The organism is Mesorhizobium sp. M1273, assembly GCF_040318195.1.
Classification (GTDB): domain Bacteria; phylum Pseudomonadota; class Alphaproteobacteria; order Rhizobiales; family Rhizobiaceae; genus Mesorhizobium.
This window is the reverse complement of record NZ_JAMYLV010000023.1, coordinates 74,884-89,409: the sequence shown is the minus strand read 5'-3', so window position 1 is coordinate 89,409 and position 14,526 is coordinate 74,884. Positions and strand designations below refer to the sequence as shown.

General features: G+C 61.8%; 15 protein-coding genes. 10 read left to right on the top strand and 5 right to left on the bottom strand.

From position 1 onward, the window contains the following. The first annotated feature begins 326 nt into the window (after positions 1–326). The 5 genes from NKH30_RS22575 (at position 327) to NKH30_RS22555 (ending at position 4,952) form a co-directional block, all read left to right on the top strand. Entirely contained in the window at positions 327–1,577 is a 1,251-nt protein-coding gene (locus NKH30_RS22575) for a lanthanide ABC transporter ABC transporter substrate-binding protein PedA1 (protein ID WP_352971743.1), read from the top strand. 21 nt (positions 1,578–1,598) lie between these two features. Beyond that, positions 1,599–2,564 (top strand): YVTN family beta-propeller repeat protein, encoded by a 966-nt coding sequence (locus tag NKH30_RS22570; protein WP_352997114.1) that lies wholly within the window; start codon positions 1,599–1,601, stop codon positions 2,562–2,564. A 98-nt stretch (positions 2,565–2,662) separates the two neighbouring features. Further along, a complete protein-coding gene (locus NKH30_RS22565; RefSeq protein WP_352775117.1) occupies positions 2,663–3,451 on the top strand; it encodes a lanthanide ABC transporter ATP-binding protein PedB/LutE in 789 nt (262 codons plus the stop codon). 11 nt (positions 3,452–3,462) lie between these two features. Beyond that, positions 3,463–4,323 carry a lanthanide ABC transporter permease protein PedC gene (locus NKH30_RS22560; RefSeq protein WP_352503305.1) on the top strand — a complete coding sequence of 287 codons (861 nt, stop codon included), beginning with the start codon at positions 3,463–3,465 and terminating at the stop codon, positions 4,321–4,323. Continuing rightward, positions 4,323–4,952: a hypothetical protein gene (locus NKH30_RS22555; RefSeq protein WP_352851125.1), complete on the top strand. Its 630-nt coding sequence runs from the start codon at positions 4,323–4,325 to the stop codon at positions 4,950–4,952. The genes NKH30_RS22560 and NKH30_RS22555 overlap by 1 nt, the downstream gene beginning before the upstream one ends. A gap of 27 nt (positions 4,953–4,979) precedes the next feature. Here the strand turns inward: NKH30_RS22555 and NKH30_RS22550 are convergent, their stop codons facing one another. The 4 genes from NKH30_RS22550 to NKH30_RS22535 all read right to left on the bottom strand — a co-directional run bounded on the left by NKH30_RS22550 (position 4,980) and on the right by NKH30_RS22535 (position 8,263). Next, a complete protein-coding gene (locus tag NKH30_RS22550; protein ID WP_352474601.1) occupies positions 4,980–5,180 on the bottom strand; it encodes a hypothetical protein in 201 nt (66 codons plus the stop codon). 270 nt (positions 5,181–5,450) lie between these two features. Continuing rightward, positions 5,451–6,266, bottom strand: a complete 816-nt coding sequence (locus NKH30_RS22545) for an oxidoreductase (RefSeq protein WP_352997111.1) — start codon at positions 6,264–6,266, stop codon at positions 5,451–5,453. Between the two features lie 66 nt (positions 6,267–6,332). Further along, entirely contained in the window at positions 6,333–7,637 is a 1,305-nt protein-coding gene (gene fabF, locus NKH30_RS22540) for a beta-ketoacyl-ACP synthase II (RefSeq protein WP_352997109.1), read from the bottom strand. Between the two features lie 47 nt (positions 7,638–7,684). Further along, positions 7,685–8,263 carry a TetR/AcrR family transcriptional regulator gene (locus NKH30_RS22535; protein WP_352997107.1) on the bottom strand — a complete coding sequence of 193 codons (579 nt, stop codon included), beginning with the start codon at positions 8,261–8,263 and terminating at the stop codon, positions 7,685–7,687. A 79-nt stretch (positions 8,264–8,342) separates the two neighbouring features. Between NKH30_RS22535 and NKH30_RS22530 the strand changes: the two genes are divergently transcribed. Further along, on the top strand, positions 8,343–8,705 hold the full coding sequence (locus NKH30_RS22530) for a hypothetical protein (protein WP_352997105.1): 363 nt from the start codon (positions 8,343–8,345) through the stop codon (positions 8,703–8,705). A 111-nt stretch (positions 8,706–8,816) separates the two neighbouring features. Next, positions 8,817–9,275, top strand: coding sequence for a nuclear transport factor 2 family protein (locus NKH30_RS22525; RefSeq protein ID WP_352474610.1), 459 nt, complete (start codon positions 8,817–8,819; stop codon positions 9,273–9,275). A gap of 210 nt (positions 9,276–9,485) precedes the next feature. Here the strand turns inward: NKH30_RS22525 and NKH30_RS22520 are convergent, their stop codons facing one another. Then, a complete protein-coding gene (locus NKH30_RS22520; RefSeq protein ID WP_352474611.1) occupies positions 9,486–10,445 on the bottom strand; it encodes a LysR family transcriptional regulator in 960 nt (319 codons plus the stop codon). 123 nt (positions 10,446–10,568) lie between these two features. On the opposite strand from NKH30_RS22520, the gene NKH30_RS22515 reads away from it, so the two are divergent. The 3 genes from NKH30_RS22515 to tkt are packed head-to-tail and all read left to right on the top strand — an operon-like array spanning position 10,569 to position 14,525. Further along, positions 10,569–11,615 (top strand): class 1 fructose-bisphosphatase, encoded by a 1,047-nt coding sequence (locus NKH30_RS22515; RefSeq protein ID WP_352775141.1) that lies wholly within the window; start codon positions 10,569–10,571, stop codon positions 11,613–11,615. 5 nt (positions 11,616–11,620) lie between these two features. Further along, positions 11,621–12,493, top strand: coding sequence for a phosphoribulokinase (locus NKH30_RS22510; RefSeq protein WP_023678839.1), 873 nt, complete (start codon positions 11,621–11,623; stop codon positions 12,491–12,493). A gap of 10 nt (positions 12,494–12,503) precedes the next feature. Further along, positions 12,504–14,525 (top strand): transketolase, encoded by a 2,022-nt coding sequence (gene tkt, locus NKH30_RS22505; protein ID WP_352997103.1) that lies wholly within the window; start codon positions 12,504–12,506, stop codon positions 14,523–14,525. Position 14,526: the final 1 nt, after the last annotated feature.

The window sequence follows — 14,526 nt, the reverse complement described above, 5'->3', positions numbered from 1 at the left end:
GCCATCGCGGGGACCTTCGAGGTCGACCTCCATGATCTGCAGCGGCTTTCCGGCGGCAACGGCGACAGCGGCGCGCGTTTTCATCAGGCAATCCTCCCATGACGACCCATAGAGTTTCTCATTCCGCCATTGCTGCGGATGAGACCGCAATACGCTCATTCATCGCCGTATCCCCGCGAAAAGGAATAGGACTAAAGCAGACACGTAAGTCCACTTGCGGGGCTTTGATAAATCTTGTGGCGTCCGCTAAGCTCATTGTGGGCACCTTGAATTCGCGCTGGTCCGGGAACAATCGGACTTTAGTGCAAGAATAGGCAGTTTTATCGATGACGAGCGCGGTGCCAGGCACTCTCGCGGCCTTTTTGTGCTTTTTTTTCCAGACCGCCAACGTTACAGGCGTGATGGCCCAGGAAGTGACGGGCAAGCAACCGGTCGCAGCCGACAGGCCGGAAAGAAAGATAACCGAAATCAGAATAGGTTATTTGCGGGCCTACGCGCCGCAACTGGCGCTTTCCCTGCTGGACCTGCCGCCACGCGACGAAGGTGTCGCCGGCGCCAATGTGGCGATCGGCGACAACAACACGACAGGAAAGTTCCTCAGCCAGAAATTCAGCCTCGACATAGCCGAGGTCAAGCCGGACGCCGACGCGGTTCAGGCGTTCAACGATCTGATTGCCAAAGGTGACCGCTATGTTGTCGCTGACCTCTCGGCCAGGCAATTGCTGTCGATCGCCGACATCGCCCGCGACAAGGGCGTTCTGGTCTTCAATGTCGGTGCCACAGACGACAGCCTGCGCGAGGAAGACTGCCGCATAAACATTTTCCATGTGGCGCCGACACGAAGCATGCTGGCTGACGCGCTGGCGCAGTATCTCGTGGTAAAGAAATGGCCGAATTGGGTGCTGCTCTATGGTTCGCACGAGCGGGATCATCTCTATGCGGCCGCGTTGCGCCGCGCGGCGGCTCGCTTCGGCGGTCAGATCGTCGCCGAGAAGGAGTTCAAAGACACTGGCACGGCGCGCCGCACCGACACCGGCGCCACGCAGATACAGCAGCAGATTTCCGTGTTCACGCAGGATCTGCCGGAGCATGACGTGGTGCTTGTCGCCGATGAGAGCGAGGTGTTCGGAACCTATGTGCCCTACCGCACCTGGACACCGCGGCTGGTCGCTGGCACGGCCGGTCTTGTCGCATCGTCCTGGCATCCCGCAAGCGAGCAATGGGGTGGCATTCAAATGCAAAGCCGTTTCCTGAGGACGACCGGCCGGCGAATGCTGTCCAAGGATATGTCGGCCTGGACGGCGGTGCGGGCCGTGGGCGAAGCCAGCACGCGGACCAATGGCGACGATCCGAAGAAGATCAGCGACTACATCCGCTCGGACGATTTCTCGGTCGCCGCCTTCAAGGGACAAAAGCTGACCTTCCGCAAGTGGAACCATCAGCTTCGCCAGCCAATCCTGCTCGGCGACACCAAATCCGTGGTCTCGACATCGCCACAGGAGGGTTATCTCCACCAGATCTCCGAGCTCGATACGCTCGGCGTCGATCAGCCGGAAACGAAATGCGTCCTTAAGTAGAACCAATCGGGAGGAATTTTCGTGCAGAGACGAGCTTGCGCACTCGCCATTCTCGGCTTCATGGCCAATCCGGTGTGGGCTTACACCGTGTATGTCTCCAACGAGAAAGACAATACGATAACGGTCGTCGACACGGCGACGATGCAAGTGGTGAAGACCGTCGAAGTCGGCCAGAGGCCGCGCGGTATCACCATCTCGCATGACGGCAAGTTCATCTATTTGTGCGCCAGCGATGACGATACGATCGAAGTCATCGATACCGCGACGCTGCAGATCGTTGGCACGCTGCCATCAGGCCCCGATCCCGAACTGTTCGTGCTTTCGCCCGACGGCAAAACGCTCTACGTCGCCAACGAGGACGACAATCTCGTCACCGCGATCAACGTCGAGAGCAAGCAGGTGATGACCGAGATTCCCGTTGGGGTGGAACCTGAAGGCATGGCCGTCAGTCCCGATGGCAAAACCATGGTCAACACCTCCGAAACCACCAGCATGGCGCATTTCATCGACACCGACAGCCATGAGGTGACCGACAACGTCCTGGTCGACACGCGTCCGCGCTTTGCGCAATTCAAGCCCGACGGATCACAGATCTGGGTCAGTGCCGAAATCGGCGGTACCGTCAGCGTCATCGACAGTCTCAAACGCGAGGTGGTGAAGAAGATCCAGTTCGCGATTGCGGGACTGCGGCCCGAAACCATCCAGCCGGTCGGCATCGCAATCAGCGCGGACGGCAAGAAAGCCTATGTCGCGCTCGGCCCAGCGAACCACGTCGCCGTCATCAACACCGAAACCTACGAGGTCGAAAAATACATCCTGGTCGGCCAGCGCGTCTGGCATCTCGACTTCACCCCCGATCAGAAGACGCTGATCACCACCAACGGCAATTCCAACGACATCACCTTCGTCGACACGGCGACGGACGAGCCGGTTCAATCGGTTACCGTGGGCCAGCAGCCTTGGGGCGTGGCCATATCGCCCCACTAGACCGCAGCAATGATCAGGGAGACCGACGTGATGCATATTTGCCGCGGGGATGTTGCAAGTGCACTAGATGACCAGCGCGCCCCGAAGGAGCCAGCGGCATGCAGCATGTGAGGACAAGCGGAGCTGGAGAGGAGGTGGCAGCGCTCGATGTTGCCGGCGTCAGCCATTCCTATGGTCCGAAGCGAGCGCTCCAGGACGTCTCATTCTCGATCGCGCCGGGAACTTTCACCGTTCTGCTCGGCCTCAATGGGGCCGGCAAGACAACTTTGTTCTCACTGATCAGCCATCTTTACGGCACCCGCCGCGGATCGATCCGCATCTTCGGCCATGACGTCAGCCGCGCTTCGGGCGAAGCGCTCAGGCGTGTCGGCATCGTATTCCAGGCACGCACGCTCGACCTCGACCTCAGCGTCCACCAGAACCTCTCCTACCATGCCTCGCTGCATGGCATTGGCGGCCACCAAGCCCGGCAGCGCATTGCCGCGCTGCTCGATACAGTCAACATGCAGGGCCGTCAGCATGACAAGGCACGCAGTCTTTCCGGCGGCCAAATGCGGCGCATCGAGATCGCGCGGGCGCTGCTCCACCGCCCTTCCCTGCTGCTGCTCGACGAGGCGACGGTCGGTCTCGACATACAGTCGCGTGCGGGCATTTTGGCCACCATCCGCAAACTCGTCGAAACCGAGGGCATCGGCGTGCTGTGGGCGACGCATCTGATTGATGAGGTCGAAGACGGCGACCATGTCGTCGTGCTGCGGCAGGGCGACCTGGTTGCCAAGGGTAAGGTGGCCGACGTCGTTGCGACGAGCGGCGCCAGTTCGATCCGCGACGCCTTTTCCAGGCTCAACCGCATCGAGACAAGCGGCATCGCGGAGATGTCGCCATGAGCGCTCCCGCAATGCCCGCAAAAGTCGCCGCCCTCACGCCGGTGAAGTTCGAACAGTTTGGGCTCCGCCACTACCTCGTTTGCCTCAAAGGGATCGTCGTGCGGGAGTGCCTGCGCTTCCTGCATCAGCGCGAGCGCTTTATATCCTCGCTGGTTCGGCCGCTCGTCTGGCTGTTCATTTTTGCCGCCGGATTCCGGCAGGTGCTCGGCGTATCGATCATCCCGCCCTACAAGACCTACGTGCTCTACGAGGTCTACATCACGCCGGGCCTGTGCGGCATGATTCTGCTGTTTTCGGGCATGCAGTCTTCGCTGTCGATGGTCTATGATCGCGAAATGGGCAACATGCGCACCCTGCTGGTCAGCCCCTTCCCGCGATGGTTTTTACTGATCTCGAAGATGCTCGCCGGTGTCGCCGTGTCAATCGCGCAGGTTTACGCGTTCCTGATCGTTGCCTGGTTCTGGGGCGTCAAAGCGCCGCCGCTTGGCTATCTCACGGTGCTGCCGGCGCTGTTCCTGTCAGGCATGATGCTGTGTGCGCTCGGCATGCTTCTGTCCTCAATGATCAAGCAGCTCGAAAACTTCGCTGGCATCATGAACTTCGTCATCTTCCCCGGCTATTTCGCTTCTCCGGCACTCTATCCCTTGTGGCGTATCCAGGAGGCTAGCCCCCTGCTCTACAAAATTTGCCTCGCCAATCCATTTACTTACGCCGTCGAACTGATCCGCTTCGCCTTCTACGGCCAGGTTGACTGGCTATCGCTGGGCGTCGTTGCCGGCTGCACGCTGCTGTTCCTTGCCGCCGCCATCATCGCCTACGACCCTTCGCGCGGCCTGATGACCCGCAAACAGGACACGGGAGGAAATGCCTGATGGCGCGAATGATCCATGTTCGCGGTCTGGCTCTGGTCGCCATGCTCGCGCCGGGCGTCAACGCCATGGCAGCCAACCCCGATCCAGACTGGCCCTGCATGCAGCGCAAGGTGCCGCAACTCTCGCTCGGCCAGATCTGGAGCGGACCGGACCTTCCTTCAGCCGCGAAGGACTGGTCGAAGGACCCCACCATCTCCGCCCTGATCGAGGAAGTGTCGGCTCGCCGGATGCCGATTGCGGAAGCTCAAAAGAAGATCAGGGATTTCGCGGCCTCCTTGCCGGCCGAGCAACGTGCACCCAAAATGGCGATGATGGTGCAAGGCATGTTCGACCACCTGGACGCCGAGCGCTCGCAGGTGATCTCCGGCATTTCCCGCTACGCCCACAAGCAGCTCGAAATGGCCGCCGCGTTGCGCAAGGAAGCGTCCGAGGTCGATGCATTGCGGGCAAAGCCGGATGCAGATCCCGAAGAGATCGATCGGCGAACCGAACAGCTGAAATTCGCAACGCGAATTTTCGATGAACGCGTCCAATCACTGACCTACGTCTGTGAAGTGCCGACAATAATCGAGCAGCGGCTTTATCAATTGTCCAAGGCCGTCTCGGAAACGCTCGCCGCGAAGAAATAGAACCTCATTCGATCTTCGCGGCGGATATCATGATCCACGGCCGGGCAGCACGCGCCAGCGCTGAACGAAATAACCGGGATGCGTCTCGATCCACTGGGCGACCAGCGATTGCGCCTGCATGAAGGCGGTCCCGGGATTCATCGCCAGGCCGTCCACCATCTGTTCGCGTTGTTCACAGGTCTGCGGCACAGCCGTCAGGCAGACCATCATAACGAGCGTGTAAAGCATTGCCCCTTGTCCCCATCGATCCCGAACCCCATGCCCGGGAGGTTTCCGTGATTCCGACCAGTCTGCAGCGATCGCACATACGGATCACTTACGTGTGTGAAAGGAACGTGCCCCCCGCTCTTTCGCGCCGCAATATAACATAGCGCTAATCTAACGCCAACGACCGCAGGGCGTTCTGCAGAGCAATCGCGTCAGGTTGCGCCGCGCCAATGTGGTGCCGATGTTTCCAGCGTCGATGATTCCGATCTTGACGGGTGTTCGTCGATGTCATCAAACCGGGAGCCCGAGTTGCTTTCGCAGGCTTTTGTCGAATGCGGATGCGGGGACGAAACGGCGCAGGAAACTGACCTGGCGCGCCATTTTTCCAGCCGCATAGCGCCCCTTCGGAGCGGGATCGGTCGCAGCCGCCAAAACGGTCCTGGCCACCACTTCCGGCGCATCGCCTTTTTCCATCGCTTTCCGCACAGCTGCATTCATGCCGGCGCGCGCAGAGTCATAGATATCGAGCAACTGATCCGGCCTGGCGAGATTTTCTTCAAATGAGGTGCGGGTATAGGCGGGCTCCACCAACACGACGCGAATTCCGAAAGGACGCAGTTCGTGGTCGAGCGATTCGGAGTAGCCCTCAACGGCATGCTTGGTCGACGAATAAAGCGCGAAATAGGGAGCTGGAATGAACCCCTGCACCGAGCTCAAATTGACGATTCTGCCCTTGCCTTGGCGGCGCATTGTCGGCAACACCGCTTTGGTTACTCGCATAACGCCAAAGACGTTCACGTCAAACAACGACTTGGCCTGGGCCATCGAGGACTCCTCCGCGCCACCAAGCAGGCCAATGCCGGCATTATTGACAAGCAGGTCGATGCGCCCGGTCTCGGCCAGCACGTCCTGGACAAGTTTCGCCACCGACGTGTCATCAGTCACGTCACAGGCCAGCATGGTAATGCCATTGGATCGGTCGACGACCGCGCGACGGCTGGTTCCGAACACGCGAAAGCCCGCGTTCTGCAGGGCGTTGGCCGTTGTGTGCCCGATACCGCTGGATGCCCCGGTCACCAGGGCGACGCCTAGATTGGTCTTGCTCATGGAGGTCACTTCTTTCTTCGTTTTGGATTGGCGTGGGAGAAGCACGAAAGCTCGGAGCGAAAGGCGTCAATCATGAGCGCCTCCGGTACTCGCGCCGGCCAGATCATCCGTCCAGCGCCGGAACAGCGCGCTGGCATTAACGCCTCCGAAGCCGAAGCCATTGGCGATTGCATAGCCCATCGCCATCGGCCGAGCCCGGTTTGCGACGAAGCCGATCCCGTCGCCGGCCGGATCGGGAGCGCTCAGATTGAGGGTCGGCGGTGCAATCTGATCCCTGAGCGCCAGGATTGCGAAGATTGCTCCGAGCCCGCCGGCGGCTCCGAGCAGGTGTCCGGTCGCCGATTTCGTTGCACTGACAGCTATCGCGAAATCGCGCCCGAACACGCTCTTGATCGCTTCGATCTCACCCAGGTCGCCCACCGGCGTGGAGGTCGCATGGGCATTGAGATGACGAACCTCGCGGGGCGAAATCCCTGCTTGGGCGATTGCGATCTCCATGGCCCGGCGCGCACCGTCGCCGTCCTCTGGACCGGAGGTGACGTGATGAGCATCCGCCGTCGTGCCGTAGCCGACAAGCTCGGCCAGCGGCCTTGCGCCGCGCGCCAGCGCGTAGCTCAATTCCTCGATGACCAGCATGCCGGCTCCTTCGCCCATGACGAAGCCGTCCCGCGACTTGTCGAACGGTCGGGAGGCCTCATCAGGACGGTGATTAAAGGACGTCGAAAGAGAGCGTGCCGCGGCAAACCCACCGAGGCTGACAAGATTCATGCATGCTTCCGTCCCGCCGCACACGGCAATATCGGCCTCGTTGGCGCGGATCAGGCGAGCCGCATCGCCGATCGCCTGAATGCCGGCCGCGCACGCCGTCACGGGTGCACCGAGCGGACCTTTGAAGCCATAGCGGATCGAGACGTGGCCTGCCGCGAGGTTCACCAGGAAGGACGGCACCGTAAAAGGTGATAGACGGCGGACGCCGCGGCGGTCGACCGTGCGCACCGCCTCGGTTATGGCCGGGAACCCGCCGACGCCCGAGGCGATGATCGTGGCCGTGCGCAAGCGATCCGCTTCCGAGACGGGGACCCATCTTGCTTGGGCGAGCGCCTCTTGTGTCGCCGCCAGTGCAAAGAGAATGAACCGGTCTACCTTGCGCTGATCCTTCGGCGGAAGGATGGCTTCCGGATAGAAACCAGCGTCCGGATCTTCTTCTGTGGAGGGCACCACCCCGCCGACCTTCGCCGGCAGGTCGCACACCACATCATCCGCAAGCCTCCGGATGCCCGAGCGGCCGGCCAGGAGACGCGACCAGGACGCTTCGACATCGGCAGCAAGGGGCGTGACCGCTCCCATGCCTGTGACAACAATCCGTCGCATCTATTTTCCTATCAATTTGGGTGCGCCGCCAGCGCTGCGCACGCCGTTCAAGCGCCGGCTGCTTCGCGAACCTGTTCTGTCGCCGCATCCAGAAATGCCTGCGCGAGGTCGGGGTCGTTGACGACGCGCGAAAGGAGCACCGCACCGACCATTGTCGAGAGAATGGCCATGGCCCTGCCATCGAACTCCCCGCCACCGGTCTCAGCAATGAAGCGGCCGAGGATCTCGAGATGCTCCTTGATCCCGGCTTCGAACGGCGCTTTCACGTCCTTGCCCTGTCTGGCGGCATCCGAGCCGAGCGCCACGATCGGGCAGCCGTCCATCTTTTCTCCGCGATGGTCCATACTGAGGTAGAACGCGATCACCGCGCCAAACGGATCATCAGGGTTTGCCGCAGTCGCGGCCGACCATCGACGGATGGCGCTCTCCATCGCCCGCCTGGACGCCTGCGCCGCCAGGTCGTCCTTGGATGCGAACTGCTTGTAAAACGCGCCTTGGGTCAGTCCGGCACCCTTCATCAGATCCTTAAGGCCGATACCGTCAAAGCCGCGCTCCCGAAAAAGGCGGCTTGCCACGTTGATGACGGTTTCTCGGTTTTCCGCTGCCTGGGTACGACTTACGCGCATTGTTGACCTCTTTTTTAGATTGCGTTCGTAATCTATAGCCTATATGGAGTTCGAACGCAATCTAAAAAGGAGATGCGAAATGATCCGCAAAACCCTGAGCGCATCGCTCCTGGCCGCGCTGTTTCTTGCGACCCCGGCTTTTGCCGAGGAAACCACCGTCGGACGCCCGATCGAGGGCGGCAGCCTGCACGAGGGACACCTTGACATGGTTGTCTACTACGTCCCGGTCGACGGCGGCCTCCTGGAGGTCACCGCCACCTTCGCGCCGAAGACCGGGGGTGATCCGCTGCGCGTCGTCATGGGTCTCGCCGACGATGACTCCGTGGCCTTTTCCATGCCGGGCCACCGAGGCTCGCTCTACGCGTTCTCAAGGTCCGGGGATGAGGTGACGGTGTCGACCGAGACTGACATGCGTCTGCGAGCCGAAGCGACAATACGCTGAGCCGAAGTTCGGACTGCAGCCGGCGTGCTGCTGGCCGTGGGCTCTCGCGTCCGCTCGGCTCGCCACACGGTGCCTCGATCACGCCATCGAATAAGTTTGGGGAGAGGTCAAATGCTATACAGTTATTTTGTCGAGAAATCGATCCGAGAGAGCTTCGACCACGTCAACAACCATCGCTGGGATGAGGCGGTGAAGGCACTCGCGCTGCATGTCCATCACCGCGTTTCGGGCGCTCACGCGCTTGGTGGTGAGCGCCACGACAAAGAAGCCATGCGCCGCTGGTTTGAGCGCCTCGGCCGCGTCCTGCCCAATCTCCATCTCACGGTCAACCACATCTGGGTGAAGGGCTGGCCGTGGCATACCACCGTGTTTGCCCAGTGGGACGGCACCGCAACGCTGCTCAATGGCGACGCGTCGTACGTCAACCGTGGTCTCCACGTGTTCACCCTGCGGTGGGGCAGAGTCTATGCACTTGAGGAATTTTACGATTCACAAGCAGCGGCCCGCGGTCTTGCCGCCCAAGCGGCAGCTGGCCTCGAAGAAGCTGTCGCCGAACCAATTGTAAGCTAGCAGACGCTCAATCAAAGCCCACCGTTCCGTGAACGCGGGGCCGCTACCCGTGGCCCCAGCGCTGGAGGGCGGTCGCCTCGCTCCGCAAATGCGTGCCACCGCGATGCCTCCCTATCCTCGGCTCGTGCACGTCGGTCTGGAGATCACAGCCGATCAGCCGCTGATATGCACCATCGTTTGTCTGAAGCGTTTGCCTGGACCGCGCGCGCCCTAAGTTGCGCGACGTTTGGTGTTCGGCTCCTCGTGCGGATAGAGCTTGCCGAACAGTGGCAGGTACATCGCGCCCTTGCGCATCAGAAAATCGTGGAAGGTCGCCATCGCCGGCGAGATCGCGTGATCGCTGCGCATCACCGAAAACCATTGCCGGCGGATCGGCATGCCGACAACGTCGAGGATAACCAGCCTGCCGGCTTCGGTTTCGGCAGCGATGGTGTGGGCAGAGATGAAGGCGATGCCGAGCCCGGCCATCACCGCCTGCTTGATGGTCTCGTTCGAATCCATCTCGACGCCGAGATCGTCGATGCGGCCGGGCACGTCGCTCAGGAATATTTCCAGTGAGATGCGCGTTCCGGATCCGGGCTCGCGAATGAGGAAATGCTCCTCGGCGATCCGCTCCTTGGAAATGTCGCGTGCCGACGCCAGCGGGTGGTCGGGCGGTGCGATGATGACCAGCGGGTGATCGCCGAAGACCGAAGCACGCACCGGGACTTCCTTGGCCGGGCGTCCCATCAGCGCGATATCGATGTCGTGGTTCTTCAGATTGTCGATCGTCTCGGCGCGGTTGCCGATGGCAAGGCGCATGTCGATATCGGGATGTTCCTTCATGAAGGCGGCCATCAGCCGCGGCGCGAAATATTTGGCCGTGGAAACGACGCCGAGCCGCAAGCTGCCGGCGCGCACGCCCTTGATCGCATCCATCTTGTCTTCGAGCAGACGAAGCCGCTCCTCGATGGCCTGTGCCGTCTCGACGAAGGCCAGACCTGCGGCAGTGGGACGCATGCCGTCCGACGTCCGGTCGAACAAGGCCAGTTGGAACTCCTCCTCCACTTGCCGCAACTGGATCGTCACCGCTGGAGGAGACAGGCCTAACACCTTGGCCGCGCTGACGATTTTTCCATGGCTGATGATTGCCTGAACGGTCTTGAACTGCTTGAGCGTGAGGTTTCTCATAGGGCATACTAAAATTTTTTTATTGCCTGAGTAAAGTTATTGAATTTTACTTATCCAGCGTCGTTTGTTCTCCTTTCCCAATCCGGCCGACCCGAGGAGAGGCGGCTGGATCGGGAGGTTACGATGCCAGCGGCAACACTCGACGCTTTTCTGAACTCCTATCTTGGCGAGCCGGACGAACTGCGCTCCGCCGTCGTAGCGACCATCCGTCAGCTGACGCAGGCGGCCACCACAATCCGCAACACCATCAATCAAGGGGTGCTCGGCACCGCCTTTGCGGGAACCCGTGGCGCCAATGCTGACGGCGACATCCAGAAGGATCTCGATGTCTTCGCCGATGACATCTTCCTCGACGCCATGCGCCACGCTCCGGTCGCGCTCTACGCTTCCGAGGAACTGGAGCAGCCGGTGCTGCTCGACAGGCAAGCGCCTCTTGCCATCGCCATCGACCCGCTCGACGGCTCTTCCAACATCGACACCAACGTGTCGATCGGAACGGTCTTCTCGCTTCTCCCTGCAATTGGTGCGCCGGATGGGAATCCGGCCGCCTCGTTTTTGCAGGCAGGCGTGAACCAGCTGGGCGCCGGTTTCTTCATCTACGGGCCGCAGCTGGCGCTGGTTCTGTCGCTCGGCAGCGGCACCCATGTCTTCGTTCTCTCGACCAGGCTCGGCACCTTCGTCCAGGCCTACGAGAGCCGGATCATCCCACAGCGAACCCAGGAGTTCGCCATCAACGCCGCCAACTACCGGCACTGGGACGAGGCGGTGCGGCTCTACATCGATGACTGCCTTGAAGGCACCGAAGGCCCACGTGAGAAGGACTTCAACATGCGCTGGATCGCCTCTCTGGTTGCGGACTGCTACCGCATATTGATGCGCGGCGGCGTATTCCTGTATCCAGGCGACAAGCGCAAGGGCTACAGGCAGGGGCGACTTCGCCTCGTCTATGAGGCAAACCCGATCGCCTATCTCGTCGAACAGGCGGGCGGTGCCGCCACCGATACGATGACCCGCATCCTCGAAATCGAACCCGAGAGCCTGCACCAGCGCGTGCCCATGGTTTTCGGATCGGCGCGGGAAGTCGCGCGCATCACCCGCTACCACACCGAGCCGAGTGCCATCGGCGAGCGCGCGCCGCTGTTCAGCCGCCGCGGCCTTTTCAGGGCCTGAAGACCATGTCGGCAAAGCACCCCATCATTACCATCACCGGGTCGTCGGGCGCAGGCACCACCTCTGTCAAGCGCATCTTCGAACTGATCTTCCGGCGCGAGAACATCGGGGCCGCCTTCATCGAAGGCGATGCTTTCCATCGCTACGACCGCGCCACGATGAAGGCGAAGGTGGCCGAGGAGGAAAAGGCGGGCAATCCGAACTTCACCCACTTCCATGCCGAGGCCAATGAACTGGCAATCCTCGAAGAGGTATTCGAGGAATATGGCCGCCGGGGAACCGGAAAGACCCGCACCTACATCCATGATGAGGATGAGGAGAAGCAGTACGGCACGCCGCCGGGACATTTCACCGAATGGCGCGAATTTCCGCCGAGCGACCTGCTCTTCTATGAGGGCCTGCATGGCTGCGTCGTCACCGACAAGATCAACCTGGCCAGGCACGCGGATCTCAAGATCGGCGTGGTGCCGGTCATAAATCTCGAATGGATCCAGAAGATCCATCGCGACCGCGCAACGCGCGGCTATTCCACCGAGGCGGTGATGGACGTGATCCTGCGCCGTATGCCGGACTATGTCCGCTACATCGTCCCGCAGTTTTCGCAGACCGCCATCAACTTCCAGCGCGTGCCGATCGTCGACACGTCCAATCCATTCATCGCGCGCTGGATTCCGACGCCCGACGAATCGATGCTGGTTATCCGCTTCGCCAATCCCCGCGGCATCGATTTCCCCTACCTGCTTTCGATGATCCACGACTCGTTCATGTCGCGGCCGAATTCCATAGTGGTGCCCGGCAACAAGCTCGACCTTGCCATGCAGCTGATCCTGACGCCGCTCATCCTGCAATTGATCGAACGCAAGAACCGTGTGTCGTGAGGAGGACGCCATGAACAGCCAGGCAGCAGCACTGAAGCCCGTCGCCGCCGTCTCGGAGCGCGACATGGCCAACGCCATTCGCGCACTGGCGATGGACAGCGTCCAAAAGGCCAATTCCGGTCATCCGGGTATGCCGATGGGCATGGCCGATGTCGCGACGGTGCTGTTCAGCCGCTTCATCAATATCGATCCGTCGGCGCCCAACTGGCCCGATCGTGACCGCTTCGTGCTGTCGGCCGGGCACGGCTCGATGCTGCAGTATGCGCTGCATTATCTGCTAGGCTTTGAAGACATGCCTATCGAAGAATTGCAGCGGTTTCGCCAGCTGGGCAGCCGCACCGCCGGACATCCGGAATATGGCCATGCGCTTGGCATCGAGACGACGACCGGCCCGCTTGGACAAGGCATTTCGACCGCTGTCGGCATGGCGCTGGCGGAGCGCATGCTGGCGGCCCGCCACGGCGCCGATCTCGTCGACCATTTCACCTACGCGATCGCCGGCGACGGCTGCCTGCAGGAAGGCATCAGCCACGAGGCGATCGATCTTGCCGGTCACCTGAAGCTCTCCCGGCTGATCGTCTTTTGGGACGACAATGCGATCTCGATCGACGGGCCCACTTCCCTGTCGACATCGATGGACCAGCCGGCGCGGTTCAAAGCCGCTGGATGGCATGTCCAGTCGGTGAACGGCCACGACACCGAAACTGTTGCGGCGGCAATCGAAGCGGCTCAGCAATCGGACCAGCCGTCTCTGATCGCCTGCCGCACGGTGATCGGCAAGGGCGCGCCAAATCTGGGTGGTTCGGAAAAGACGCATGGCGCGCCGCTGGGCGATGCGGAGATCGCCGCGACGCGCGAAAATATCGGCTGGGCCTTCGCGCCGTTCGAGGTGCCGGACGATATCCTTTTCGCCTGGCGCGAGATTGCCGGCCGCGGTCAAGCGGCACGCCGCGCCTGGGAGAATCGGCTTGCCGCCTCACCACGGCGGCAGGCCTTCGAGAGCGCGGTCGCCGGCGCCCTGCCCGACGCGGTCTTCGAAGCACTCGACGCTTTCCGCAAGGAGCATGTCGGGAAGGCGACCAAGGTTGCAACGCGAAAAGCCTCGGAAATGGCACTCGCTGCGATCAATGGCGCAACCGAACTGACCGTCGGCGGCTCCGCCGATCTGACGCATTCGAACCTGACGATCACCAAGGGTATGAACCGCATCGCGCCGGGCGACTACGCAGGCCGCTACATCCACTATGGAATCCGCGAGCACGGCATGGCCGCAGCCATGAACGGCATCGCACTGCATGGCGGCTTCGTGCCTTATGGCGGCACGTTCCTGTGCTTCGCCGACTACGCGCGCGGCGCGATGCGGCTCTCGGCGCTCATGGGCCAGCGTGTCATCTATGTGATGACGCATGATTCCATCGGTCTCGGCGAGGACGGCCCGACCCACCAGCCGGTCGAGCACCTGGCGATGCTGCGGGCGACGCCAAACCTCAACGTCTTCCGCCCGGCCGACATCATCGAAACGGCGGAGTGCTGGGAACTGGCGCTGAGAAGCGAGAAGCGGCCGAGCGTGCTGGTGCTCTCGCGCCAGAACCTGCCGATGCTGCGCCAAGCACCTAGCGACGAGCCACACAGCGACGAGAACCGGTCGAGCCGGGGCGCCTACATCCTGCGCGAGCCAGCCGGGCAGCGCGCGGTGACGCTGATCGCCACCGGCTCGGAGGTCGAGATCGCGGTTGCCGCCGCCGAACGGCTGGAGACCGAGCACGGCGTCGCCGCCGCAGTTGTCTCGATGCCGTGCTGGGAGCTTTTCGAGGAGCAGGACGCCGGCACCCGCAAGGCCGTCCTCGGCTCGGCGCCCCGCATTGCCATCGAAGCCGCAGCACGGCTCGGCTGGGACCGCTGGATCGGCGACACCGGCACTTTCGTCGGCATGGCCGGTTTCGGCGCCAGCGCCCCTGCCCCGGACCTCTACCGGCATTTCGACATCACGCCCGAAGCCGTCGCGGCAGCGGCGCTGAAGCTCATCATCTAGG